General features: G+C 57.3%; 21 protein-coding genes and 5 pseudogenes. 11 read left to right on the plus strand and 15 right to left on the minus strand.

The genetic code is table 11. From position 1 onward, the window contains the following. Positions 1 to 41 precede the first annotated feature (41 nt). Entirely contained in the window at positions 42 to 467 is a 426-nt protein-coding gene (locus ACYZT1_RS16005; RefSeq protein WP_462015678.1) for a RidA family protein, read from the plus strand. A 124-nt stretch (positions 468 to 591) separates the two neighbouring features. Continuing rightward, a complete protein-coding gene (locus ACYZT1_RS16010) occupies positions 592 to 885 on the plus strand; it encodes a putative quinol monooxygenase (protein ID WP_462015679.1) in 294 nt (97 codons plus the stop codon). Positions 886 to 1089: 204 nt separating this feature from the next. On the opposite strand, the gene ACYZT1_RS16015 is transcribed toward ACYZT1_RS16010, so the two are convergent. Beyond that, a complete protein-coding gene (locus ACYZT1_RS16015; protein ID WP_462015680.1) occupies positions 1090 to 1404 on the minus strand; it encodes a hypothetical protein in 315 nt (104 codons plus the stop codon). A 25-nt stretch (positions 1405 to 1429) separates the two neighbouring features. On the opposite strand from ACYZT1_RS16015, the gene ACYZT1_RS16020 reads away from it, so the two are divergent. Together ACYZT1_RS16020 and ACYZT1_RS16025 are read left to right on the plus strand one after the other, a co-directional pair. Further along, a complete protein-coding gene (locus tag ACYZT1_RS16020; protein WP_462015681.1) occupies positions 1430 to 1570 on the plus strand; it encodes a hypothetical protein in 141 nt (46 codons plus the stop codon). Next, positions 1566 to 1748: pseudogene (locus ACYZT1_RS16025) on the plus strand (IS5/IS1182 family transposase); the annotation flags it as partial. The gene ACYZT1_RS16020 and the pseudogene ACYZT1_RS16025, both read left to right, overlap by 5 nt. On the opposite strand, the pseudogene ACYZT1_RS16030 reads toward ACYZT1_RS16025, so the two are convergent. The 11 genes and pseudogenes from ACYZT1_RS16030 to ACYZT1_RS16080 form a co-directional block, all read right to left on the minus strand. Then, positions 1747 to 1989 (minus strand): annotated as a pseudogene (locus tag ACYZT1_RS16030) (DUF3313 family protein); the annotation flags it as partial. The pseudogenes ACYZT1_RS16025 and ACYZT1_RS16030 overlap by 2 nt on opposite strands. 44 nt (positions 1990 to 2033) lie before the next feature. Further along, positions 2034 to 3302, minus strand: coding sequence for an OmpP1/FadL family transporter (locus ACYZT1_RS16035; RefSeq protein ID WP_462015682.1), 1269 nt, complete (start codon positions 3300 to 3302; stop codon positions 2034 to 2036). Positions 3303 to 3610: 308 nt separating this feature from the next. Next, on the minus strand, positions 3611 to 5602 hold the full coding sequence (locus ACYZT1_RS16040; RefSeq protein WP_462015683.1) for a hypothetical protein: 1992 nt from the start codon (positions 5600 to 5602) through the stop codon (positions 3611 to 3613). Between the two features lie 103 nt (positions 5603 to 5705). Further along, the gene (locus tag ACYZT1_RS16045) at positions 5706 to 6371 is read right to left on the minus strand and encodes a glycoside hydrolase domain-containing protein (RefSeq protein ID WP_462015684.1); all 666 of its coding nucleotides are present in this window, start codon (positions 6369 to 6371) and stop codon (positions 5706 to 5708) included. A gap of 807 nt (positions 6372 to 7178) precedes the next feature. Continuing rightward, entirely contained in the window at positions 7179 to 8618 is a 1440-nt protein-coding gene (locus tag ACYZT1_RS16050) for a DUF1254 domain-containing protein (RefSeq protein WP_462015685.1), read from the minus strand. A gap of 200 nt (positions 8619 to 8818) precedes the next feature. Continuing rightward, a pseudogene (locus tag ACYZT1_RS16055) lies at positions 8819 to 9399 on the minus strand (plasmid pRiA4b ORF-3 family protein). A 3-nt stretch (positions 9400 to 9402) separates the two neighbouring features. Continuing rightward, positions 9403 to 9750 (minus strand): annotated as a pseudogene (locus ACYZT1_RS16060) (IS66 family transposase); the annotation flags it as partial. 36 nt (positions 9751 to 9786) lie between these two features. Beyond that, a complete protein-coding gene (locus tag ACYZT1_RS16065; protein ID WP_462019264.1) occupies positions 9787 to 9960 on the minus strand; it encodes an IS66 family transposase zinc-finger binding domain-containing protein in 174 nt (57 codons plus the stop codon). Beyond that, the gene (gene tnpB / locus ACYZT1_RS16070; RefSeq protein WP_462015686.1) at positions 9896 to 10069 is read right to left on the minus strand and encodes an IS66 family insertion sequence element accessory protein TnpB; all 174 of its coding nucleotides are present in this window, start codon (positions 10067 to 10069) and stop codon (positions 9896 to 9898) included. The genes ACYZT1_RS16065 and tnpB overlap by 65 nt, the downstream gene beginning before the upstream one ends. A gap of 549 nt (positions 10070 to 10618) precedes the next feature. After that, the gene (locus tag ACYZT1_RS16075; protein ID WP_462015687.1) at positions 10619 to 11863 is read right to left on the minus strand and encodes a serine hydrolase domain-containing protein; all 1245 of its coding nucleotides are present in this window, start codon (positions 11861 to 11863) and stop codon (positions 10619 to 10621) included. A 337-nt stretch (positions 11864 to 12200) separates the two neighbouring features. After that, positions 12201 to 13370 (minus strand): sensor histidine kinase, encoded by a 1170-nt coding sequence (locus ACYZT1_RS16080; protein ID WP_462015688.1) that lies wholly within the window; start codon positions 13368 to 13370, stop codon positions 12201 to 12203. 207 nt (positions 13371 to 13577) lie between these two features. On the opposite strand from ACYZT1_RS16080, the pseudogene ACYZT1_RS16085 reads away from it, so the two are divergent. After that, positions 13578 to 13775 (plus strand): annotated as a pseudogene (locus ACYZT1_RS16085) (TetR/AcrR family transcriptional regulator); the annotation flags it as partial. Positions 13776 to 13846: 71 nt separating this feature from the next. Here ACYZT1_RS16085 and ilvA read toward each other — a convergent pair. After that, a complete protein-coding gene (gene ilvA, locus ACYZT1_RS16090; RefSeq protein ID WP_462015689.1) occupies positions 13847 to 14860 on the minus strand; it encodes a threonine ammonia-lyase, biosynthetic in 1014 nt (337 codons plus the stop codon). Between the two features lie 272 nt (positions 14861 to 15132). After that, the gene (locus tag ACYZT1_RS16095; protein WP_462015690.1) at positions 15133 to 15402 is read right to left on the minus strand and encodes a hypothetical protein; all 270 of its coding nucleotides are present in this window, start codon (positions 15400 to 15402) and stop codon (positions 15133 to 15135) included. Between the two features lie 415 nt (positions 15403 to 15817). Here ACYZT1_RS16095 and ACYZT1_RS16100 point away from each other — a divergent pair, with 415 nt between their 5' ends. Both ACYZT1_RS16100 and ACYZT1_RS16105 read left to right on the plus strand, forming a co-directional pair. After that, positions 15818 to 16300 (plus strand): HIT family protein, encoded by a 483-nt coding sequence (locus ACYZT1_RS16100; protein ID WP_462015691.1) that lies wholly within the window; start codon positions 15818 to 15820, stop codon positions 16298 to 16300. Positions 16301 to 16335: 35 nt separating this feature from the next. Next, the gene (locus ACYZT1_RS16105; RefSeq protein ID WP_462015692.1) at positions 16336 to 17010 is read left to right on the plus strand and encodes an NADPH-dependent F420 reductase; all 675 of its coding nucleotides are present in this window, start codon (positions 16336 to 16338) and stop codon (positions 17008 to 17010) included. Positions 17011 to 17015: 5 nt separating this feature from the next. On the opposite strand, the gene ACYZT1_RS16110 is transcribed toward ACYZT1_RS16105, so the two are convergent. Continuing rightward, a complete protein-coding gene (locus ACYZT1_RS16110) occupies positions 17016 to 17918 on the minus strand; it encodes a LysR family transcriptional regulator (protein ID WP_462015693.1) in 903 nt (300 codons plus the stop codon). Positions 17919 to 18046: 128 nt separating this feature from the next. Here ACYZT1_RS16110 and ACYZT1_RS16115 point away from each other — a divergent pair, with 128 nt between their 5' ends. From ACYZT1_RS16115 to ACYZT1_RS16130, 4 genes are all read left to right on the plus strand, one after another. Then, a complete protein-coding gene (locus ACYZT1_RS16115; protein WP_462015694.1) occupies positions 18047 to 18886 on the plus strand; it encodes an HTD2 family dehydratase in 840 nt (279 codons plus the stop codon). Between the two features lie 68 nt (positions 18887 to 18954). Beyond that, on the plus strand, positions 18955 to 20118 hold the full coding sequence (locus ACYZT1_RS16120; protein ID WP_462015695.1) for an acyl-CoA dehydrogenase family protein: 1164 nt from the start codon (positions 18955 to 18957) through the stop codon (positions 20116 to 20118). A gap of 10 nt (positions 20119 to 20128) precedes the next feature. Next, positions 20129 to 21478, plus strand: coding sequence for an MmgE/PrpD family protein (locus ACYZT1_RS16125; protein WP_462015696.1), 1350 nt, complete (start codon positions 20129 to 20131; stop codon positions 21476 to 21478). A 22-nt stretch (positions 21479 to 21500) separates the two neighbouring features. Beyond that, positions 21501 to 22700, plus strand: a complete 1200-nt coding sequence (locus ACYZT1_RS16130; protein ID WP_462015697.1) for a CaiB/BaiF CoA transferase family protein — start codon at positions 21501 to 21503, stop codon at positions 22698 to 22700. Positions 22701 to 22709 lie beyond the last annotated feature (9 nt).

The raw sequence follows: 22709 nt of genomic DNA on the forward strand, positions 1-22709 counted from the left end.
GAGGTCTGACGATGCGACCTCAATCAATTGGAGAGTCCGTTATGCCTTCAGACATGTCTTCGCCCGCGTTCACCCTGTCCAACCCTGCCGGCCTTTACGACCCGACGGACAACGCCTATTCGCACGTCGCTCAGGTGACCCTCAACGCGCGGATCGTGCACCTCGCCGGCCAGGGTGGACAGGACCGCGAGGGCTATCTTGCGCCAGGTTTTGCGGAGCAGGTCCGGCAAACAATCGCCAATGTAGAGATCGGCCTTGCGGCGGCCGGCGCTACGCTCAATGACGTGTATAAACTCACCATACTGGTGGTCGATCACTCCGAGTCGCGCCTCGCCGAATGGGCTGCCGAGGCAAACCGGGCCTGGGGCTTGCACCTGCCCACCGGCACACTGATCGCAGTTCCGCGGTTGGCGCTGGACGGTATGCTGGTGGAGGTCGAGGCGATTGCCGCACTGCCGGCGGCATAGATGGGAATGCCATCCTGAACCGACGTTGATACGGTTAGTGGGTATGATGCGCTCATGCCCACACCCTGATTCCCCCAGCCCCGCGCCGATGCTCAAGTCAAGCGAAACCTCAGGAGTGTGAGCAATGTCCACCGAAGTGACCAACACCGTTAATCTGCGGGCTGCCGCTGGCCGCTCGGATGAGCTGGGCAAGCAATTGCAAAAAATAGTTGAAACCCTGCGCGAACTGCCGGGCTGCGACTCTTATTTGGTTGACCGCTGCCCGGAGGACAGCAACCGCTGGACCGTGAGTGCCCGCTGGCAATCCGAAGCAGCGATGCACATGCATTTCAATTGCCCCGAGGTGCAGGGTTTTATCAGCTTGATTGACCACCAGCTGGCCAATTCGGTGGACTTCAACAGTTTCCCGATTCGTTGAGCTTTCAGGGTGTCGTCGTAGATCGCCTCGCCAATCATTGCTCCAGCTCCACCAGGCGCGCCGTAGTCGGCCAGGTACAGCGCGCCTCGATGCTCGCCGCGTTCAATGCCTTGGGCCTCCGCTTCGAGCCATTTCTGCGAGTGATGAAGGGCAGCTATCGGGCTAGAGTGTGTAAAAACAACAACCGCGCTATCGCCGCCGAACTCAAATGGGAAGGAGTGCCAACGTTTCAAGGTCGATCTCAGTGTAACGCCCCAAGTCAGCCTTGTAGAGGCAGATCCTAGAGACCCCAAACTCCGCCTGCAAGAAAGTGACGAGCTGCCTAAGATTCCCGTTGGCCTGCGCCGTGGTCGGACTTACGACAGTCGCACACCCTGGTTCGTCGTCGTAAGTTCTGATCAGGAACATATCCCCATCGTTCTGCACGCTGTAATTATGGCCACGGTACTCATACCCTAAATCGTGGTCGACATCGTCAAAACGGGTAGATTTCACTATCTTCACAGCAGCATCCAACATTCGGGTTCCACAAGAGGATCGTCTCGTGAAGCGCTTTATTCAAGGGGAGCATAGAGGTCAAGGTACCTTACTTCCCGAAAGCCTCGACAACTACGTCAGCGATACCAAGCCGGTGCGTATAGTCGACGTCTTCGTCGACGAACTCGACCTGGTCAAATTGGCTTAACGACTCACCGGATAAGCAGGTCTCACTGACCGATCCAGACGCCCGATCAATGATGACGCGCGGTACGGGAATCGTCGGCTACAACGTGCAGACAGCAGTCGATACTCGGCACCATTTGATCGTTGCTCATGAGGTGACCAATGTCGGTTCCGACCGCGATCAGCTCAGCTCAGTGGCGGTTTGGGGGTTGGATAGAGTTCCAGCTTGTTGAACACCACTGTGTCGTACGCACTGGCATTCCAGGACGGACTCACCCAGCGCATGGCCTTCTCGCCAGTGGTGGTTGTGACTTCTCCCAAATTGTTGTAGTTGCCCAAGAAGCCGGAGTATTGATTTTCTTCTGTGACCGTCGACGTACAACCACTGAGCAACAGACCGGCCAATGTGGCGCTGACAAGCAGATTCCGGGACAGGTTCATCGTGGTGGTGCTCCCAGGAGTTAGTCTTTTTCATTGGCAGAAGATCAGAATCGCCAGGTCATGTTTCCGGCCAAGGCCTGTAGCCAGGCATTGTCTAACTCACCGGAAATTCGATTGCCGGATACGGACTTTGTCTGGTCCACGGGCTGGTCACCAAGCCAGGCCAGTACCCAACTGACGTTGACATCGGTGTCCTTGTTCAGCGCATAGGTAGCCCCCATTGCAAAGCGCCAGGATTTGCCGATAGGAACCGTCACCGTGCGGTTGTGATCCGACACGGCGCTGCTGTCGTAGGCCACGCCGAAGTTCCACAACAGTTGTTCGGTGGCATGGAATTGCGCGCCGAGGGAGAGATGCCAGGTGTCCTTGAAGCCGGCGTCGACCGTATTTGACTGAGCATCGAACGCCGTGGTGTCGACCTGCACCGCGATATCGCCGAACTCGGACCAGTCCTGCCAGTTGACCGAGGCGAGCAAGGCCCATCGCGGGTCCAGTTGCTGGAACAGACTCAAGGTAAGCGTCTGCGGCACCTTCATGTCGAGTTCGGTTTTGGTATTGTCGACGCGTCCCAGCAATCTTCCGTCGCCTTTCACATCCAGCCGATCCTCAAAATCCAGGTCAACCTCACTGGTGTAGGTTAGACCGATGCGTGTCCCCGGTTGCGGGGCATAGATCACCCCGACGTTGGCGCCATAGCCCCAGGTGCCGTCCTTGTATTTGAACTGGCCGTCGCTACGGTCAGTGAAGCCGAAAGGGGATCGGTCGATAGCGGTTTGCGTTTGCAACATGCCGTACATGGCCTTGACACCCACGCCTACCGACCATTGCTCGTTGAAGCGATATGCCACGCTGGGCACCAGGGACAAACCGAGCAGGCTGGAGTTTTGTGCGAAGTAGCGTCCTGACCAGTCATTGTCGTAATTCACCGCGAGACCGAAATCGCCGTACTGACCGAAGCCGACGCTCCAATGCTCGTCCAGTTCATGGCTGATGAAGAAACTGGCGCCGGGCATGGGATCGAGTGCATTACCACTGCCGCTGCCTGGCACGTTGGTCTGTGCATCGCGATCGAATGTAAGGTTGCCGTAGAGCACTTGTAGACCGCCAGTGATCTGGGTTCCCGGCAGGTAGCTCATGCCCGCCGGATTACTGGCGATGGTCGAAGGACCCTGGGCGCGAGCGGCGGCACCGGCGTTGGCCAGACCGGTGTTGTCCGAGCCGATTTCGTACAGCAGGATGCCGCCAGCCCACGCTTGCGGACAGCACAACGCGAGCAGCGTAAGCGTATGCAGGGCAGTTATTCTGGTTTGCATAAATTAACCTCGCAAATATGCGCTTCGAATTAGCGTAACGGGTTGCCACCGGCCCATGGATTTAGCAGCACTGCCGAACACACTCTCCAGTCGAACGAGCAGCCATGGGAAAACTCGAACTATCCTGAGTGGGACCAATTCGCTCGATCAACCCAATATAAGTTGTAGTCCACAATCTTAATGACGAAGAAGTACGGAAAAAAATGGCTGCAATTGACGCCCTGTTTTAGCATTAGCAATTATTTGGCCTGAAATCGTTTTTTTGCTTTCTGGCCCAGACGTCGAAGAGGTCTTCGCATCCGCCTCCGTTATGAAGCAATGGTAAATCCAAGATTGATTGCCCAGTCTATTATCGTACCGGCTGCAGGAGGCGTAGCCTGTGGCACTGGGGAACTGAGTTCTACTGGTTCCGACCAACTGGTGCCGTTTGCAGTGGAGATGAAATAAAGATTTCCACTTCCGTCTTGATATACAACGCCGAGCTCGTTGTTATAAGCGAATGGGGAAACCGGTGGGCACGGCTTAAAATTGCCTGCATTAGCGCTAGACCAGCTAACTGTGGGAACATTGTACGGACTACTCCACGCGCCAGAGGTAGTGAGCCGGTAATAGCACAAATAGTAGTCTTTGTCGTCGGGATCATTCTCATAAGTCCCCAAATAAAATACGTACAAATCCCCATTGAACACGATCGCGGCAGGCCCTACGCCGTTGTATTGACAATCCCAAACTGTATTGAGCGGCACCAGATAGCTGCTTGACCAACTGCTGGTTTGACCACCGGGAGCGTTAGAAATGCTGTAAGCCAGATTGCAGGGCATTTGACCCGCAGGGGTCTCATAAAAAACGTACAGTTGCTCGTTGAACACGACTGCCGACGGTGTAGCCGCCGTGGTGGCATAAGGCACCTGTATCGGGCTGTCCCACTCTCCCCAAATGAAAGATTGCAGGGTATTGTTGTTGCCCCGAAAGAAGAAATAGGTATACGGACCAAAAACCACCGCAGACGGTGACGATGTCATCGTTCCGGCCCCAAGCACTTGGGACTGCGCGCTCCAGCCACTCTCAGTAAGTATGGTAGATAAAAGAGCACCGCTAGAAGTCGAACTTTCGCTGAAACAACATAGATTGCCGCCGGATACCACCAGCGAGGGACATCCCGCCGTGGAATTCGCGTTGCTCGGCAAGGAAGTCATGGGAATGACCGAAGTGTTGGAAGATCCCGGAGTGAAGGTGGAAAGCCATAAGGATTTGTCGTCCCCAGGTCCCTGCATCATGCAGTAGAGCACGGAGTTGAACTCCACGATGCTCGGCGCGTAAGAGACTTTGAGATCGGCGACTTGGCACGGTTCACTCCAGGTGCTTCCGTCTGAGGAGTAGACATACCAGAATGTGGATGTATTGCTACCCTGGTAGAACACATAGAGCTGGCCGTTATAGATTCCGGCTGACGGGGTCGCAGACATGCTTACGTTTGGCACCTGTGTGTCACCGGAGCAAATTCCCGTTGTATCCATAACCACATAAAAGAGGTCATGGTCGCCACTACCTCCTCCTTCTCCCTGATGGAAAATGTACAATTGATCTGCTCCACTGGAAGGATTGGTGAAAACAACGGTCGAAGGGGAGCTGACCATCCCGACATTGGGCACTTTTGTACTTGCAGACCATGTATTGCCATCGCTTGAAAACGAATACCAAGGAGAGCAATCGGAATCGCCCGAAGGTCCGCGGTAGAAAACGTACAACAGATTATTAAATACAACGGCCGACGGGCAATTAGACATCACTACACCTGGATTATTTCCCTCGACACTTTGTCCCGAATTGATCTGATGGTAGGTGGCGTCATTCATGGTGCGATAGAATAATGTTCCATTGGCGCTGCCCGAACCTACATTATTTACTCCCTGCCAGAATACATAAACTTGCCCATTGAAGGCTGCCGCTCCGACACCAGTTGCTGTTGGGATTGAGGCCAGTCCGCCGGGAACATCGGGGTCAGAGAACTTCAGAATCTCTTGATCTGACCACTCCAAAGTCCCTGTATTGCAAGTGTTATAAAACAGATAATTAGTTTGATTCGATGTGCTCGGATAAAACGCATACATCGTGTCGCCGCAGACCGCGACTGTTGGCGGGTTATTCATGATTTGATTGGTCGTGAATGCCTGCCAGACGGGTTTCCAAATGAGCTGCCCGACCGCATTCCCTAGTTTCTCACCGGTCCAAATGCACAGTCCTTTCATGTCCGTAGGTGGGCCAAATACTCCCAAATAATTCTCCACAGAGGTGCTCATAACGTTCTCCTTAATGGAACGGTGTATCTAATTGTGGACGCCACTGTGATGATGGATGGTTCAGCGTCCAAGTTGAGCTAATTTCATCAATGCTGCCAAGTTGTCAAGTTGCGTGGCTTTGCGTCCACCACAATGCCTGTCCCCCCAACTGATCCGTTTGTGTCGTGTCATCATCGATACCGACGCCATTCACGGAGTTCTGCACAAAAGTTTGAACCATCTGATACCCCCGTACGGCAACTGCCGGTACCTCGCTGCAGGACTGCCAGTAGTGTTCGAAAGGCAAATCGTAGAGCTGTTGTCCGTTCAACACGGCGTTAGCGCCTACATACAGTCCCGGCACATAACCTGCCGCCGACACCGAGTTGTACCAAGCCGAGCAGTAGTCAATAACATCCTGTGCGGTTGCACTGGTCGCCACACCCTCAAGGTCGCACCACACGTTCAAGCCCGGAGACAGGCCGACAGTGTCGGCGTTCGCCGCCGCGTTATTTCCGTTGGTCTGTCCGGCATTCTGAGACGGTGACCACCCAGGATTATCGACGTGCTGGACGACCATCAGGGCGAGTCCTGATGCCAGGATTTCACTGGCCTCGATTGATGACAGATCCCCTGGATCCTGGCCAGATCCCAAGGATAGATATCGGATGCAGAATGTGTAGCCTTGCGCCGCGAATTGCTGTGCCGTAGCGGAAGAAATCACCGTGTCGGTGTCAAACCCGCGGGAGTTAGCTGGCGCACTTTGGATAGTTCCAGAAAGTGGCATCATGCGTTTCCTCTTCCTTGTGGATAATTGAAAGTCGCTACTCTTAATGTGCTGATGGAATGCGCAAGTCGCTGTCGTTAAAACCTCCAAGCCTGAGATATCGGCCGCCGCCACTCAGAAGACTCCCTCTTGAGATGGCCAGGGTTATCTTGGGAAGTTTGGCGTCTATCTGTGCATCAGAGGGTAGTAAGTGAGAGCAGTGAGCTTCGAAAATTATTTATGTTCCTTCAATACATCCCAGCTGGCCCAACGCTTAGCAAGGCTAGTACATGCAGCAAGAGACTCTTATATCATTCCGAAATAAAAAACGTGGGAGTGATTCTCTGCGTCGCCTGTTATGAGAATGGGTTCTCCGCGACTCCCTTTTTCGTCCTCGGATCCTTTTTTGCTGATTGCGGCTGATCGGTTTGTCGACAATGCATGGACGAATTCAGCCACGGCGTATCGGGAAGCGCCCTATGCCAAGAGGGTAAGGGTTCGGCCGCTTGCAGCAACAGCGGCCACAACAAGGCCAAAGCATTGGCGGTTTTCGAATGGCAGTCTGCCGTCTATGACGGCGAGTCCTGAAACGTCGTAGCCAGCATAATAAGCTTCAATGGTTACGTTACGGACGCCTTGCTGACCTCTATATATCAAGACCCAGAAATGCACGTCCTCACCCCGAGGATCGCTTCGCGTCGTATACTCGAGGCAGGAGCCGTATGCGGTATGTTCCGCACATACGGATCTGTGCGGGGTGCGGCAGGTGACTGTCGCCCCTACCGCACCCCTTCAACAACAGAACTCCCGAATACCCCTTTCCGCTCCACCCTATTGAACCTTGACGACTTTCGGCGGTGTCCAGGTGTCATTCAGCACCGACGGAGTGGTGGGCTGCGGCCAGTACATGCGCATCATTAGCACGAAGTCTCCCTTCGGCGCCGGTAGCCAATTGGCTTGTTTGGCCTGACCAGGAGATTCGTGCTGGAAGTACAACGTCAGCGAACCGTCCGAATTGTATTTAAGGTTGTTGCGTGGGCTGACGGTGAATTTGTTCAAGGCATTGGGGGTGAACCACCATCCCTTGTCGATCTCATACATGGTGATCGACCAGAAACCTTTCACTGGCGGGGTTTGGCGCTTAGAGAATGTCACTGTGTACTTTTTCGTACCGTTGAGCTTTTGCCCCTCACTATCAACCTCGGCATATGGGTAGACCGCGTCCTCCTGCAAATTGGCGGGCCAGCCGTAAGCCGCCACTGTGGCGCGCTTCAGATAATCCGTGTTGTAGACACCGAGCCCCTTGGAAATGATCCAGCCGTTGACCTCCTTGCCCATCTTTTCCTTGTGAAGGGCGATTAGTTTTAAAGCATCTTCTGGCAGGCTCTTGATAGCGTTTTGTACGGCCGGGTCCAGTTTGCTTTCATCGAAGGGCTTGCACGGCTCCAGGCCGATAGTCGCCATGCGTGCCAGCAAAGGCGCATCCTGCGCCGCCGGGGGCGCGTCCTTGCACATCAAGGTGGCCATTTTGTTGAAGTAGCTGGCGGTGTCCATGCCGAGGATCACCTTTTGCGGTGCGTCGGTCATGCTGAAACCGGGGTTGGGATCCACGGCCGGCGCCTGGTAGGTGTAGGGCTTGCCCCATGCAGACAGGGGAGTGATTTTGTATTGTTCCTGTAAGGCATTGACGGCCTGATAATCCTTCTCACTACCGTCGGCGTAGGTACGCCCCAAAACGACCACGTAGCGGGTTGAAGCTTTGATTTGAGTCATACCAGCAGGGGCCGTGCCTTGCCAGCCGGGTCCGGTGACTAGGTAATTGGCCGCTTTCCCACCAGAGGTACGAGTGCCTGGGGTATCAAAGTCGGTCATCCACAGATCGCTAAAGGGGAACAGGTAAAGACGTGTGCCCATATCCGGATGGCTGAAAACTTGAGGTTCATTGAGGTCGAGCCAGGCCACCGAGTAGAGCGTGTCAGCATTAGGTGCAGAGATGGCACGAAATTCTGCTGGAGGATAACGCTTAACATTGACGAACTGTCCCATTGGCGCTTGCAGACCTTCAACCTTGGCGACATTGCTCATCTGCACGCGAGTGATTTCGGTGGTGAGCAACGAATAGCCGTAAACATATGCGTCTTCAGCGATCTGTCGCGCTTCCCCGGCCGGAGGTTGATTACTAGCGACTTCCTTGTGTTCAGGTAAATGACTGCCACAAGCGGCCAGACCCAATGTCATGGCGGTAAGCAGCAATAAGTTTTTTTTGATCATAGTTTCGTTCCCTCGGAATTATGGTAGTCACACATAGCCGGAAGCGCTTTAGGGTGCATATCGAACTCTAGACTGTTCTAGTGTCCTGAACGGTAAATTCAAAAATCTATTTTTGATCGCACCCAGCTTTTTAGAGTAATCGTTGCAATGCCCTCCATTGTCAGCTCAGGGTAAGCGTACGCCCACCCCCCTCTTGCTGATCAGACCTTCGCCTGCTTCAACCATTGGTTGATCCACTCGCAGTCAATGCCGTCGGATTAAACCCATCATCCCCATACCGCTCTGACATTGCTTCATGCTCAGGGTGATTCGGATCCGCCAACGCCGCCAGAAAATCTTCGTACCCTGGGGCGCCACCGATGTCCTCCGGCGGGCGAGCATTGGCTCCTTCGATGCAACACGGCACTTGCGGGAAAATAATCGCGGGCAACGTTTTCTCGACTTTAATTCGCAGTTCCCAGTTGTCGCCGAAGTCATAGACATAGCGAAACGTCTTCTTCCCGTACAACACGCTCATCAGCTTTTTGCGCTGCTCCGAAATCACTGGCGGGCCCCATTCCGGGTCCGGCACGCCATAACTTTCACCATCAATTTCAAACTCGTGCAGGTGCGTATCGCTCCAGCCGAAAACGACTTGGATCACCCGATGCAACTTGCTCAAGGTGATGCTTTCAGGCACTGCCACCCGGCGCCAGATCGAAGGCTTTATCCATTTAAATTCCATGTGCAGTATCAGCACACGGTCGGTTTCAACCACGGACAGATGAGATGTTTTTGGCATTGATCAAGCAGCCTCGCAGCGTTCGAAAGGGTTAAGAGAAACGTTCCAGGGTAGTAGTTCGTCCACCCGATTGACGGGATGGTCGGCGATTCGCTCCAGCACATGGGTCAAATAGGCTTGCGGGTTCAGGTCGTTCAGTTTGGCCGAGCCTACCAGGCTGTAAATTGCAGCGGCTCGCTCTCCACCGGCATCGGAACCCACGAACAGATAATTTTTGCGACCCAAAGCGACGGCGCGCAGCGCGCGTTCGGCAGCGTTGTTGTCGATTTCGATCCGTCCGTCATCGCAGTAGCACACCAAGGCCTGCCACCGGTTGAGGGCATAGAAAATCGCACCGCCTAATGCCGATTTTCGACAGCGTGTAGCCGGCGGGTCGGTCATTTCGAATCATACGTCCACAGGCGTGCCGTTTTTGTTTTGCCGGCAGCAGCGGCAAACGAGCCTGGGACGAACATGGCGAATCACCTGGAAACGTGCCGGGACATACACCAGCACCTCAGACACATCCTCCCCCAACTGACGAAGCGTCCCACCACAACCGGAGCAATGCGACTTGGGGATCGGCTTCCAGCTGTGTTTGTACCAATGCTGCCAATCCGTCGAAGCCACGGCGCATGTCGGTGACGCCAGCGGCGATCCAGATACGGGTTCCAGCGGGAGGGGCAATCATCGCAACAACTGCTGCAAGGTGAGTTGTAAGGTCTGCGGGTCAGCTGAGCCGGTGCTCCCTGCGACAATTCTGATTGGATTGGGGAGCGGGCAACGCCGCGGATGTTTTCCAGATCTGCTTGCCACTCGATGGATTTTTAGCTTCAAAAAGATAGCCGAGCTGTACTGCGTATTTATCCTCTTCTGTAATCGTGAAATTGACTATCGACTCACCAGTTAGCCAGTTGCATCCGAAGGAATCCTGGGTTGGATACGTAGGTGACGTATTAGCACACCCCATACTCTGGACTGACAGCACCTTGATAGCCTTTACCAAACTCAGCTCCTTTTGACCCACATCGGATTAGACTTCCGTCCGCTCAAATCGCCTCCCACACCTGTCTTCCCGCTGAGCGGGGCCCCAACAGGCTCCGCGATAAAGCCTCATTATGGCCAATCCTGCTCAGCCACCCATAACGAGTAACCGGCGAACGGCCATCAGTCATCGCGACCCTCAACCGATCAAAGTTCTCTACCCTACGAGTGAGATGTCGCTCTAACTGTCGCGTAACTACTTCAACGCAGCCACCACGGCATCGAAGAATACCATCGGGTCGATCGGCTCTTTATCAACCGGCTTGGGCTGGGCACCGAAGGTGACGATCACCACGTTATTGGCGGGGTTGACGTAGATGTTCTGGCCCTGGATACCGACCGCCGAATAGGCGCCGTCTTTCACCGACGGCTCGGTCCATGCCGTCCACCACATGTAGCCGTAGTCCAGGGACTTGCCGCCTTTGAGGGTGGTCGGCAGCGTCGCCTCCTTGACCCAGCCCTCGGGTAGAATCGACGCGCCATTGATCTTGCCGCCGTTCATGAAAAACAGTCCGAAGCGTCCATAATCGCGCAGCGTGGCGCTGATACCGCTGCCACCGATTTCCACGCCGTCAGGAGAATCGAGCCACCACCGGGCATCACTCTCCATACCGAACGGCTGCCAGATCTTCTGCGATAGATAATCGGCCAGCGGCATCTTCACAGCGCCACGAACGATCTCGCCGAGTACCTGCGTTTCGCCAGTGCTGTAGTTGTTGGTCGTGCCGGGTTCGGCCGCTCGCGGCAAACTTGCCAGCAACGCCACGGCCGAACGCGGTTTCTGCGATATCTGCGCGTTGAGGAGCGCGCGACGATCAGACCCCGGATCGGTGTAGGTCTCGTTCCACTTCACGCCAGAAGACATCATCAGCACGTTGCGCACGGTGACGCCTTCGTAGGCGCTGCCTTTGAGCTCGGGAACGTAATCCACCACTTGCGCATCGAGGCCCTTGATCAGGCCGTCTTTGATCGCTGCACCCGCCAGCGTGGAGGTGATGGACTTGGCGATCGACATCGACATCCACCGGGTTTTCTCGGTGTTGCCACGCTGGTAGGTCTCGAACACGATCTTGCCGTCCTTGAGCACGAGCATCGCCGTAATGCTGTCCAGTGCGACGAAGTCATACAGGTCGTACTTTTTGTCCCCGACAGTGAAGCGAACGTTGGGTAACTGTTTGTCCGATTTCGGCAGCGCATACGGGTGATCGCCGGCTTTGATCCTGTGGGTAGGAAACAGCCGGTCGATGTTGCGGTAGGTACTGACCGCCAGATCGGGGAGCATGGCGCCGTCATAGATCTGCTCCACCGTGCCAATCGGTTCCTGGGCGTGGGGATAATCGTCAGCCCATGCGCCCGAGGTGATACCCGCAACGAGCAGACTCAGCGAGAGAAGCAGCGACCGACCCTGCGCAGCCGGACGAGAAATAGCGGATGAGTGCATAACCTATCCTTTTTTATAAGCCTTTCACGGACGTTAGGGCACGCGCCCGTTTGAACCATAGCCTACTCAGTGCAATTGCGCCGCCCGAGCTGCAGGACGATGCTGTTTGCGTCTCGTCAAGGATCAATAGAAGTGCGTACAACCAACGAAACGACTGCCCACCTACAGACAAACACGCGTCCAGCGAGATACAAACACTGGAGCCGGAAGATATCGCTGACGCCTTGGCTTACATGGGGACCCGCCACGCCATGCTTCAGTTGCCAAGATGTGGGTAGGGCCGAAAGAACAGGTTTGATCCCAGTAACGGAAGGATTTGCGAACGCTGGGCGAACACTCAAAAGTGTGAAATATGAACCAGGTCAGCAGGATGACGCGAACTCATCATCGGCGAAAAAATTATCTGAAACGCGGTGCCGCCCAAGTCTGAATTGCGCTCATGACTCAGCGAACCACCCAGGTTTCCTACAAGCGAAGTAATCACTTTCATGCCCAGCCCGGACATTTTATCAACATCAAAATCCGCTGGAAGTCCGCTGCCGTTGTCACTTACGGTTAAGCAGTATTGGTGCTGACAAGGTGCTAATCGTACATCGACCTTCGAAGCTCCGTATTTCAAAGCATTGGTCACCAATTCGTTAACAATAAGACCGAGTCGACTGAGTTGTTCGCTGGCCAAAGCGAGCGGGACGGCGTCGACCGAAATCGACACCTGATCCCCACAACCCAACATTGTCGATAAGCCAGCACACAGTTGAACCAGATAGTCAGCACTGTCGAGCGTCGTAGCCGCCTTGCCGACGTTAATATGTTGATGCACGTTTGCTACGGCAAATACTTTAGCTGCCGCTCTGGAAATCTCTTTAGCCGCTTGAGAACTGCCCAACTGCGCACTTTGAATGCTCAGCATCGACACAATCAAATGGAGGCTATTCATGACTCGATGGTCGATTTCCTCGGCCATCAAGTGGGAATGATTCAGCGCAGCTTCCTTCTCGCCTATGGATCGCATGGCGGAAAGGCGTAGCTCAAGCTGATCCATTACAACGCTTGCAAGATCCGTCAATGTGTCTATCTGTTCTTGGGTGACCGTGCGCGGCTGCTTGTCCAACACACATAAGGTACCCAGATTGAAGCCATCGTGCGTATGCAGCGGCACACCGAGGTAAAACTGAAGCCCAAATTCGCCTGCGACGAGGGGATTGGAAAGCGTTCGAGGATCATGCCTGGCGTCCGTTACCAGCCAAGGCCCGTTCTGCAAGATCGCGGAGGCACAGAGCCCTGGATTGCGGGGAATTTGTTGTACGTCGACCCCATGATGGGACTTGAACCAGATTCGATCGGTATCGACGATACTCACGATTGCTATCGGAGTTCCGAGGAGACGCGCTGCTATGGCGGTCACACGGTCAAATGCACCATCCGGAGGGGTATCAAGGATGGCATATCTGCGAACGATGTTCATCCGCAGAGATTCATTCGGCGCCAGTTCAGTAGGAGTGTTCATTGTCATGTATCACTCAAAGACTTTTGGGTGCTCGCTGGGACCATCGCTCTTCGAAGAAGCGCTCACATCAGCACGAAGCGCTGTATGACTTCCCCATTGGGAATGGCATGAATGATAGCAACGTCTCAGGATAGTGAGAGGCAACAGGTGCCCCTGCCAGCGCCCTGCGCTAGTTGGAGTAGCTGGAGGCGTTTTCGTTCGCCGAGACTTGAGCGGGGTGTCAGTGCCGGTCAGTCGCCGGGCAATATTTACGCGCCCGCGATGGCTACGGTGTTCGACAGTTTCTTGCAGGGTATTTCCATCCTTGCTCGGGATAACACGCAGCATGGGGTTATTGATGCGGCCATCACCCAGATAATGCTGACGTGGGACATTGCTGCCTCTACCGTGCCGCCCACCTATTGAAATCGTTAAAAGGGACTGAGCATGTATCCCATTCCCGATATCCATGAACCTGTCTCCCATCAGCAGTGCCATTAAGCCAACGCCTCACTCAATGCCGCGCGCTCGGCCACGAGCCGTAAGGTATCGAAATTGATATTGGCACCGGAGTCGATGGCGATCAGGGTCTGATGCCGGACACCCGTTTGCGCTACGTATTTCTTGATTCCGGCCACAGCCAAGGCTCCGGAAGGTTCGGTGATAGAGCGGGTGTCGTCGTAGATATTCTTCATTGCGATGCAGATTTCATCGTCGCTGACAGTGATCACATCATCGACGCAGAACCGACAAACTTCAAAACCATGAGCACCGATCTGTGCGACCGCTACGCCATCGGCGAAGGTGCCCACGCGTGGCAGGACGACCCGCTCATCGGCCTGTAAAGCCGCGTACAAGCAGGCGGAGTGTTCCGACTCAACGCCAATGATGCGCACCTCTGGCCGCAGGTATTTGACATACGCGGCAATGCCGGCAATCAAACCACCGCCGCCAACCGGGACGAAGATTGCGTCTAACGGTCCTTGGTGCTGACGCAGGATTTCCATGGCGACAGTGCCCTGCCCGGCAATGACGTGCTGGTCGTCGAAGGGAGAAACGAAGGTCTTGCCGGTTTGTTCGGCAAGCTTCAGCGCATGGGCCAAGGCAAACGGAAAACTGTCCCCGTGCAACAGCGCCTCGGCGCCGCGACTGCGTACGCCCAGCACTTTCAACTCCGGTGTGTTAGCGGGCATGACAATGGTGGCGTCGATGCCTAGTTCCCGTGCCGCCAGCGCTACGCCTTGAGCATGGTTGCCGGCTGACGCGGTGATCACGCCGCGCTTCTTTTGCGCAGCAGTGAAATTCACCAGCTTGTTGTAAGCACCACGGATCTTGAAGGAAAAGGTCGGCTGCAGATCCTCGCGCTTGAGCAGGATTTGATTGTCCAAGGCGAGGGACAACGCCGGTGCCGGTTGCAGCGGTGTGCATATGGCGAGTTCGTAGACCGGCGCAGCGAGGATTTTTTTAACGTAACACTCGAGCAAGGTTTGTTGGGCGGGCGTACTGAACATGAAGGTCTCCTGACATTGATCAGAGCCCCGAGACAGAAAAACAAAACCCGCCTCCAGGGCGGGTTGGGTGCTGCAGTCGTGAGCTAGCCCGCCAAATAAGGAATGGCGGTAATAATGCTTGGCTGGCAGCGCAATGAAGTGGAAGTCATGTCTGGAAATTAGCCGGGGGACGGGGGGCAAGTCAATGGGTAATCTCCCTGCCCCGCCTTCCGCAAGCACTACACGGAATGCCATGTTTCCACACGATCTGAATGTTGCGCCTTCCCCATTTTTCAGCGTGGGGATTTTTCCAGCGTCCAACTCAGGACGTCCAAGGCATCACAGCCATCCTGAATCAATATGTGTGCAGCGTTGGCGAAATGTTCCAGATCGTGTCCATCAGCGTCTTTCACACACAGGCAGGCAACGCTGTTAAGCAGATTGCGCGCGGCTTTGAATCGGTGGACGGCGGTCTCGAGAAGATCAGAAGCGCGGGCGTCGGTGTCGATGTAAAGAGTCGGCCCGACGCTGAAATTGCCTTGGAGCGGATGGTATTTGGACATGGTTGAATCTCATCTGATGGGTGAAGCTCCCACCCGTCCGCGGCTAAACGAATAAGGGTGGTAGCCGTACGCGGGTTAGCCGACCGGCAGATGAAACCGGCACACCCGAGGGTGTCCCACGCACAGCCACCATAAACACATACATGCCAGGCAGCCAAAAGCGCCACGATTATACCGGCGCTTGTGCATCATCTGTTACGACCGGCTAAGGTCGATCACCGTTTTTTCGGCGACGAACAAACTTTAGATGAGCTTTCAGAGGACTGATACCCGGTTTCCGCGATTCGGAGACGTCCTACACCTCTGTCGGAAATCCCCCGTTCTCAATTTTTTCAGCCGCCCCGCAGCACTCGCTTCTGACCCACGCCTCGATGGCATATTCTCCATATGGCCGTTCAATCAAAGGCACCTGGGAATGGGAATATCAGCAAACTTCATCGTCCATGAGACCGCTCACTGGATCGTCAATCATCACCTGTCATCCGCCCTCCCCGGCTACCTTGTGCTTGGGGCAAGGGCTGACGTCAATTCACTCGGTGATCTTCCTGCCGACGCGCTGAGCGAGTTGGGCGGCCTGCTGGCAACCGTGCAGAAAACCCTCCAGCTGCGGCTCAAGCCGAAATGGCTCTACATCAGCCGCTTCGGCCACGATCCCGGCCATGCCATTCATTTTCACTTCATCCCGGTGTATCACTGGGTGGAAGAGCTATTCTGGAACGATTCGCGGTACAGGCTTTTGAACACGTTCGCGTCGAAGGGAAATGCCCCGTCGTTGACCGACGGCGCGGAGATGACGCTGTTCGTCTGGCGCGAATTTGGCGAGAGCCCTGAGCCACCCGCTGTCCAGGGACCCTCGGTCGCTGAAGTCATCAAAGAGTTGCGCCAGGCGTTCAAATAGCAGAACACCCTGTGTGCAGCCGGGAGTGAAAGCGCATGAGCAGAATCCGCTTCTTCATAGTTGCCGTGCTGATCGCGTGCACGGGGCAAGTGGTGGCCGACACCCTGAAAATCAGTGTGATCGGCGCCGGAAAAGTCGGCGGCACACTGGGCACTCTTTGGGTGAAGGCGGGTCACGAGGTGATGTTCTCTTCACGCCACCCCGAGCAATTGCAGCCGCTGGTCGACGCCGCCGGGCCGAAAGCCCGGGCAGGCTCGGTCAGCGATGCGGCCGCGTGGGGCGACGTGATTGTGTTGAGCGTTCCCTACGGCGCGATGCCGGTACTGTCCGAACAGTTGAAAGGCAAGCTGGATGGCAAGGTCGTGTTCAGCACCAGCAATCCATTCAGCGGCCGCGATGGGGACGTCGGGCAAAAAGCGCTGGATCAGGGTGTCGCGCTCGCCGATCAGCATTACCTGCCCGGCGTGCATCTGGTGCGCGCCTTCAACGCCATCGGTGCCGCATCCATGAAGAGCCAGTCGGGCACCGGCAAAGCGATTGCGACGTTCGCTGACGACGCTAAAGCCCGTGAAACGGGTGCCCGACTGGTGCGCGACGCCGGTTTCGTGCCGGTGCTGTTGCCATTGACACGGGCGAACGAAGGCTTGCCGGGAGGCCCCGCCAGTGGCGTATTAAGCGAGGCGCAAATCCGACAGAGGCTGGGCCTGTAGCCGTCCTACTCTTCGCTCAATGGCGCTTGCGGCATCAACGTCGCAATCAATGCCCTTACTGTCCCCGGCAGCGCATCCAGCTCGCGCACGAGAATGCTGCGCTCGCGCACGGCCCATGGCTCTTCGAGCCGGATCGTCACCAGGTGCATGGTGCGACTGTGACGCAACGCTGCGGATTCGGGGATCACGCCGATGCCGACGCCCGCCTCCACCATGCGGCAGATCGCTTCGAAGCTGGACACCTGGATTCTCAGCGACAGGTTCTGGCCCATCCGTTCGACGTGGTCACGCAAAAAACTCAGCAAGGTGCTGCCTTCATGCAGACCGATGTGCTGAAACGCCAGGGTCTGTTTCAAGGTGATTGTTTTCTGCTTCGCCAACTCATGCCCCACCGGCACGATCAGCACCAGGCGGTCGGTGCTGAAGTGGATGACTTGCAACCCGGCGGCCTCGACCGGCCCGGCAATGATGCCCATGTCGGTGCTGCCATCGAGCACGCCACGGACGATATCGCGCGATAAACGCTCCTGCAGGTCGACGGTCACGCCGGGGCGCTTGGCGAGGAAACCGGCGAGTACTTCCGGCAGGAATTCGGTGACGGCCGTGGTGTTGGCAAAGATGCGGATGTGGCCGGAGGAATCGGTGCCGAAGTGGGTGAATTCGGCTTTCAGGTAGTCCACCTGCGTCATGATCAGCCGTGCGTGCTTGAGCAGTTTATGCCCCGCTGGCGTCAGCTCGACGCCGCGGCTGTCGCGGTACAGCAGTCGGGTGTCGAGCTGGCCTTCCAGCGCCTTGATGCGCGCACTGGCGGCGGCGGGAGACAAAAAGGCCCGGCGCGCGCCCTGGGTCAGGCTCGGCGACTCACCGATATGAATGAAAAGACGCAGGTCAGCCAGGTCGAAATGCATGGTCGTGTCCGGCAATACAAGACGCGTTCAGCATACATGAACGCCGGTATACGCAAATGCAAATTCTCAGAATGCCAAGGGGCTCGCATGATCGGCGCACAAGAACAAGCGCAGAGGCTGCCCCCGATATGAACGGTTCAAGTTCACCCATGGATTTCAGTGCCTGGATCGGCCGCACGGAGGAGGCCCATGACGTGCTCAGCCGTAACCTGATCAAGCGTATCGCGGCGACATTCGGCGAAGTGGCACCGGCCGATGGTGAGGCGCTGCCAGCACTGTGGCAATGGTGTTTTTTCCAGGAGCCGATGTTTGAAGCCCAGCTGGGCGGCGATGGCCATCCGGCGCGCGGTGGATTTCTGCCGCCCGCCGACAACCGCAATCGCATGTGGGCCGGAGGCCGGGTCGAGTTCATCGAGCCGCTCACTGTCGGCGCCGAAGCACACCGTTCATCGACCCTCCTGCGCGTGGAAGAAAAGCACGGCCGCAGCGGTTCGCTGCTGTTTGTCACGGTGCGTCATGACTATCGGCAGGACGGCCAGCTGTGCGTGCGTGAAGAACAGGACATTGTCTATCGCGAACCCAATCCTCCCAAACTCGACAGCGGCCAGACGCCGGACGCAGGCGACTGGAGCGAAACCATTTCGCCCACGCCGACCCTGCTGTTTCGCTACTCCGCCGTGACCTTCAACGGCCATCGCATTCACTACGACTACCCCTACGTCACCGCGACCGAAGGCTACGCGAACCTGGTGGTGCACGGGCCGATGATCGCCACGTTCAACCTGCGTGCGTTCATCCGCGCCAACCCCGACAAACGCGTGCGGCACTTCGCGTATCGCGGCGTTCGGCCGTTGACCCTGCCCACCCCGTTTCAAGTGCGCGGGCGCATCGTCGAAGCCGGCGCAGCGCAGTTGTGGGCCGGCAATGCAGCCGGTGTTGCCCAGACCGCCGAGGTCGTTTTCGACTGAAAGCTTTTCCGTGTACGCCCCGCCCTCTGCCGGGCCGTGCGCCGCTGATTGATCCAGAGAGCCCAGCCATGAATCCGTATGACGACGAAGACCTCAATGCCATCCGCGACGGCGTGCGCGCCCTCTGCGCTGAATTCGGTGCAGCGTACTGGCGCCAGATCGACGAACAGAAAGGTTTCCCGGAAGCCTTCGTCAAGGCCCTGACCGATGCCGGCTGGTTGTCGGCGATGATCCCCGCCGAGTACGGTGGCTCGGGTCTGGGGCTGGCCGAAGCCTCGGTGATTCTTGAAGAAGTGAACGCGTGCGGCGGCAATTCCGGCACCGTGCACGGCCAGATGTACAACATGTTCACGCTGCTGCGGCACGGCAGCGAGGCGCAGAAAAGTCTCTACTTGCCCAAGCTCGCCAGCGGCGAATTGCGCCTGCAATCGATGGCCGTGACCGAGCCTTCCACCGGCACCGACACCACCAAAATCAAGACCACGGCCCTCAAGCAGGGCGACAAGTACGTGATCAACGGCCAGAAAGTGTGGATCTCGCGGGTGCAGCATTCCGACCTGATGATATTGCTGGCACGCACCACGCCGCTGGCCGAGGTGAAGAAAAAATCCGAAGGCATGTCGATTTTTCTGGTCGACCTGCGCGAAGCCATCGGCAAAGGCCTGACCGTTCAACCGATCGCCAACATGGTCAATCACGAAACCAACGAGCTGTTCTTCGACAACCTCGAACTGCCGGCTGACAGCCTGATCGGCGAGGAAGGCAAGGGCTTCAAATACATCCTCGACGGCCTTAATGCCGAACGCACGCTGATCGCCGCCGAATGCATCGGCGACGGGCGCTGGTTCATCGAGAAAGCCAGCGCTTATGCCCGTGATCGCGTGGTGTTCGGCCGCCCGATCGGGCAAAACCAGGGCGTGCAATTCCCGATTGCCGAAGCACATATCGAGATCGAAGCCGCCGACCTGATGCGCTGGCGCGCCTGCGAGGAATACGACAACGGCAAGAACGCCGGGGCCAGCGCCAACATGGCCAAATACCTCGCCGCCAAAGCGTCGTGGGAAGCCGCCAACGCTTGCCTGCAAACCCACGGCGGCTTCGGTTTCGCCTGCGAATACGACGTGGAACGCAAATTCCGCGAGACCCGGCTGTATCAGGTGGCACCGATCTCCACCAACCTGATTCTTTCCTACGTCGCCGAGCACTTGCTCGAACTGCCGCGCAGTTTCTGAGGCCCAGCCCATGCACCATACCGATGCCTTGGCCACGTTCCTGGCCGACCTGAATTACGCGCAGATTCCCGACACCGTGCTCGCGCGCACCGAAGACCTGTTTCTCGACTGGATCGGCTCGGCGCTGGCCAGCCAGGGCGCACGGCCGATTCCGTTGTTCGAGCGCTACGCCGAGCGCATGGGACCGGCCGACGGCAACGCCAGGATTCTGGTCAGTGGCCGCGGTACGTCGGCTTACTTTGCAGCCTTCGTCAATGGCGCATCTTCCCATTTGGTGGAACAGGACGATCTGCACAACAGCTCCGTGCTGCACCCGGCCACGGTGGTTTTTTCCGCGGTGCTGGCGGCGGCTCAGGACTTGAACAGGTCCGGCCAGGATCTGCTGCTGGCCTCGGTCGCCGGCTACGAAGCGGGGATTCGCATCGGCGAATTCATGGGCCGTTCGCACTACCGCATCTTCCACACCACCGCCACCGTCGGCACCCTCGCCGCGGCGGTGGGCGTCGGCAAGTTGCTGGGTTTCGACAAGGAACACTTCATCAATGTGCTGGGCAGTGCCGGCACTCAGGCGGCCGGTTTGTGGGAGTTCTTGCGCGATGCCGCAGACTCCAAACAATTGCACGCCGCCAAGGCTGCCGCCGATGGTTTGCTCGCCGCTTACATGACCGAGGACGGTCTGACTGGCGCGCGCAATATTCTCGAGGGCGGGCAAGGCATGGCGGCCGGCATGTCCACCGATGCAGACCCGGCCCGGTTGTCCGATCGGCTCGGCACGCGCTGGGCATTGGCGGAAACCTCGTTCAAGTTCCACGCTTCATGCCGCCACACGCACCCTGCCGCTGACGCCTTGCTGCGTCTGATGCAACGTGAAGATTTGCGCCACGACCAGATCGCCAAGGTGGTGACCCGCGTGCATCAGGGCGCCATCGACGTGTTGGGCCGTGTGGTGAAACCGACGACTGTGCATCAGGCCAAATTCTCCATGGGCGCCGTGCTGGGGCTGATCGCCGTGCACGGCAGTGCGCAGTTGATCGAGTTCCGCGACCTCGCGCTGACTGACGCCGACGTCGACGCCTTCCGCGAAAAAGTCAGCATGGAATTCGCCCCTGAAGTGGACAGCGCCTACCCCGCGCGCTGGCTCGGCCGCGTGATCGTCGTCACTACCGACGGCCGCACGCTCACCGCCGCCATCGACGAACCGAAAGGTGACCCCGGCAACTCGCTCAGCCGCCCGGAACTGGCGGCCAAGTTCCAGCGCTTGCTGGCGTTCTCCGGAGCGCGCACGCCTGAGCAAGGCGAAGCGCTGATCGACAAGGTCTGGCATCTGCGCGATGCGCAGGTGTTGGCGGATCTGATTTAACCGTTGTGAACAGGTGACCAAAATGACCCAGCTCAATCCCCGTCCGCTGGACGGCATCACTGTCATCAGCCTGGAACACGCGATAGCGGCGCCCTTCTGCACGCGGCAACTGGCCGATCTGGGCGCCCGCGTGGTCAAGGTTGAGCGCCCCGGCACCGGTGATTTCGCCCGCGGCTACGATCAGCGGGTCGACGGTCTGGCCTCGCACTTCGTCTGGACCAATCGTTCCAAGGAAAGCCTCACCCTGGACCTGAAACAGGACGCTGCCAGCGGCATTCTCGAATCGCTGCTGGGTAAGGCCGACGTGCTGGTGCAGAACCTCGCGCCGGGTGCGGCGGCACGCATGGGATTATCGTTCGAGGCGTTGCAGGCGCGTTTCCCACGGCTGATCGTTTGCGATATTTCCGGCTACGGCGAAGGCGGGCCTTATGAAAAGAAAAAGGCCTACGACCTGCTGATCCAGAGCGAGGGCGGCTTTCTGTCGGTGACCGGTGGCCCCGGCGAAGACGAAATGGCCAAGGCCGGCTGCTCGATTGCCGACATCGCTGCGGGCATGTACGCGTACACCGGCATTCTCTCGGCGCTGATGCTGCGCGAGAAAACCGGCGTGGGCAGCCGCATCGACGTGTCGATGCTGGAAAGCCTGGTCGAGTGGATGGGCTACCCGATGTACTACGCCTACCAGGGTGCGCCGCCGCCAGCCCGGGCCGGCGCCTCGCACGCGACCATCTACCCGTACGGGCCATTTCCCACTGGCGGTGGCGGCACCATCATGCTCGGCCTGCAGAACGAGCGCGAATGGGCGCTGTTCTGCGAGAAGGTCCTGCTGGATAAAACCCTGGCAACGGACCCGCGTTTCTCGGCCAATTTCAAGCGCTCGGAGAATCGTGAAGCGTTACGGCAGATCATCGTCGACGGCTTCGCGGGGTTGTCGGTCGATGAGGTGGTCACACGCCTGGAAGACGCGCAAATCGCCAACGCCCGGGTCAACGACATGCAGGGCGTCTGGGAGCATCCGCAACTCAAGGCCCGTGATCGCTGGCGCGAAGTCGACAGCCCTTGCGGGAAACTGCCGTCGCTGCTGCCACCCGGCCACAACAGTGCGTTCACCCCGCGCATGGATGGTGTGCCGGACCTCGGGCAGCACACCCGGGAGATCCTCGCAGAGCTGGGTTTCTCTGCGCAAGAACAGGCTCGGTTGACCGCCACTGGGGTGGTTTGAAGGGTGATG

This window comes from Pseudomonas sp. PB3P13, assembly GCF_054897735.1.

Coding starts and splice junctions, on each gene's coding strand:
- ACYZT1_RS16120 (WP_462015695.1), top strand. CDS start 18,955: ATGAATCCGTATGACGACGAAGACCTCAATGCCATCCGCGACGGCGTG.
- ACYZT1_RS16115 (WP_462015694.1), top strand. CDS start 18,047: ATGAACGGTTCAAGTTCACCCATGGATTTCAGTGCCTGGATCGGCCGC.
- ACYZT1_RS16110 (WP_462015693.1), bottom strand. CDS start 17,918: ATGCATTTCGACCTGGCTGACCTGCGTCTTTTCATTCATATCGGTGAG.
- ACYZT1_RS16095 (WP_462015690.1), bottom strand. CDS start 15,402: ATGTCCAAATACCATCCGCTCCAAGGCAATTTCAGCGTCGGGCCGACT.
- ACYZT1_RS16050 (WP_462015685.1), bottom strand. CDS start 8,618: ATGATCAAAAAAAACTTATTGCTGCTTACCGCCATGACATTGGGTCTG.
- ilvA (WP_462015689.1), bottom strand. CDS start 14,860: ATGTTCAGTACGCCCGCCCAACAAACCTTGCTCGAGTGTTACGTTAAA.
- ACYZT1_RS16035 (WP_462015682.1), bottom strand. CDS start 3,302: ATGCAAACCAGAATAACTGCCCTGCATACGCTTACGCTGCTCGCGTTG.
- ACYZT1_RS16130 (WP_462015697.1), top strand. CDS start 21,501: ATGACCCAGCTCAATCCCCGTCCGCTGGACGGCATCACTGTCATCAGC.
- ACYZT1_RS16075 (WP_462015687.1), bottom strand. CDS start 11,863: ATGCACTCATCCGCTATTTCTCGTCCGGCTGCGCAGGGTCGGTCGCTG.
- ACYZT1_RS16105 (WP_462015692.1), top strand. CDS start 16,336: ATGAGCAGAATCCGCTTCTTCATAGTTGCCGTGCTGATCGCGTGCACG.
- ACYZT1_RS16125 (WP_462015696.1), top strand. CDS start 20,129: ATGCACCATACCGATGCCTTGGCCACGTTCCTGGCCGACCTGAATTAC.
- tnpB (WP_462015686.1), bottom strand. CDS start 10,069: ATGATTGCCCCTCCCGCTGGAACCCGTATCTGGATCGCCGCTGGCGTC.
- ACYZT1_RS16080 (WP_462015688.1), bottom strand. CDS start 13,370: ATGAACACTCCTACTGAACTGGCGCCGAATGAATCTCTGCGGATGAAC.
- ACYZT1_RS16040 (WP_462015683.1), bottom strand. CDS start 5,602: ATGAGCACCTCTGTGGAGAATTATTTGGGAGTATTTGGCCCACCTACG.
- ACYZT1_RS16005 (WP_462015678.1), top strand. CDS start 42: ATGCCTTCAGACATGTCTTCGCCCGCGTTCACCCTGTCCAACCCTGCC.
- ACYZT1_RS16100 (WP_462015691.1), top strand. CDS start 15,818: ATGGGAATATCAGCAAACTTCATCGTCCATGAGACCGCTCACTGGATC.
- ACYZT1_RS16010 (WP_462015679.1), top strand. CDS start 592: ATGTCCACCGAAGTGACCAACACCGTTAATCTGCGGGCTGCCGCTGGC.
- ACYZT1_RS16015 (WP_462015680.1), bottom strand. CDS start 1,404: ATGTTGGATGCTGCTGTGAAGATAGTGAAATCTACCCGTTTTGACGAT.
- ACYZT1_RS16045 (WP_462015684.1), bottom strand. CDS start 6,371: ATGATGCCACTTTCTGGAACTATCCAAAGTGCGCCAGCTAACTCCCGC.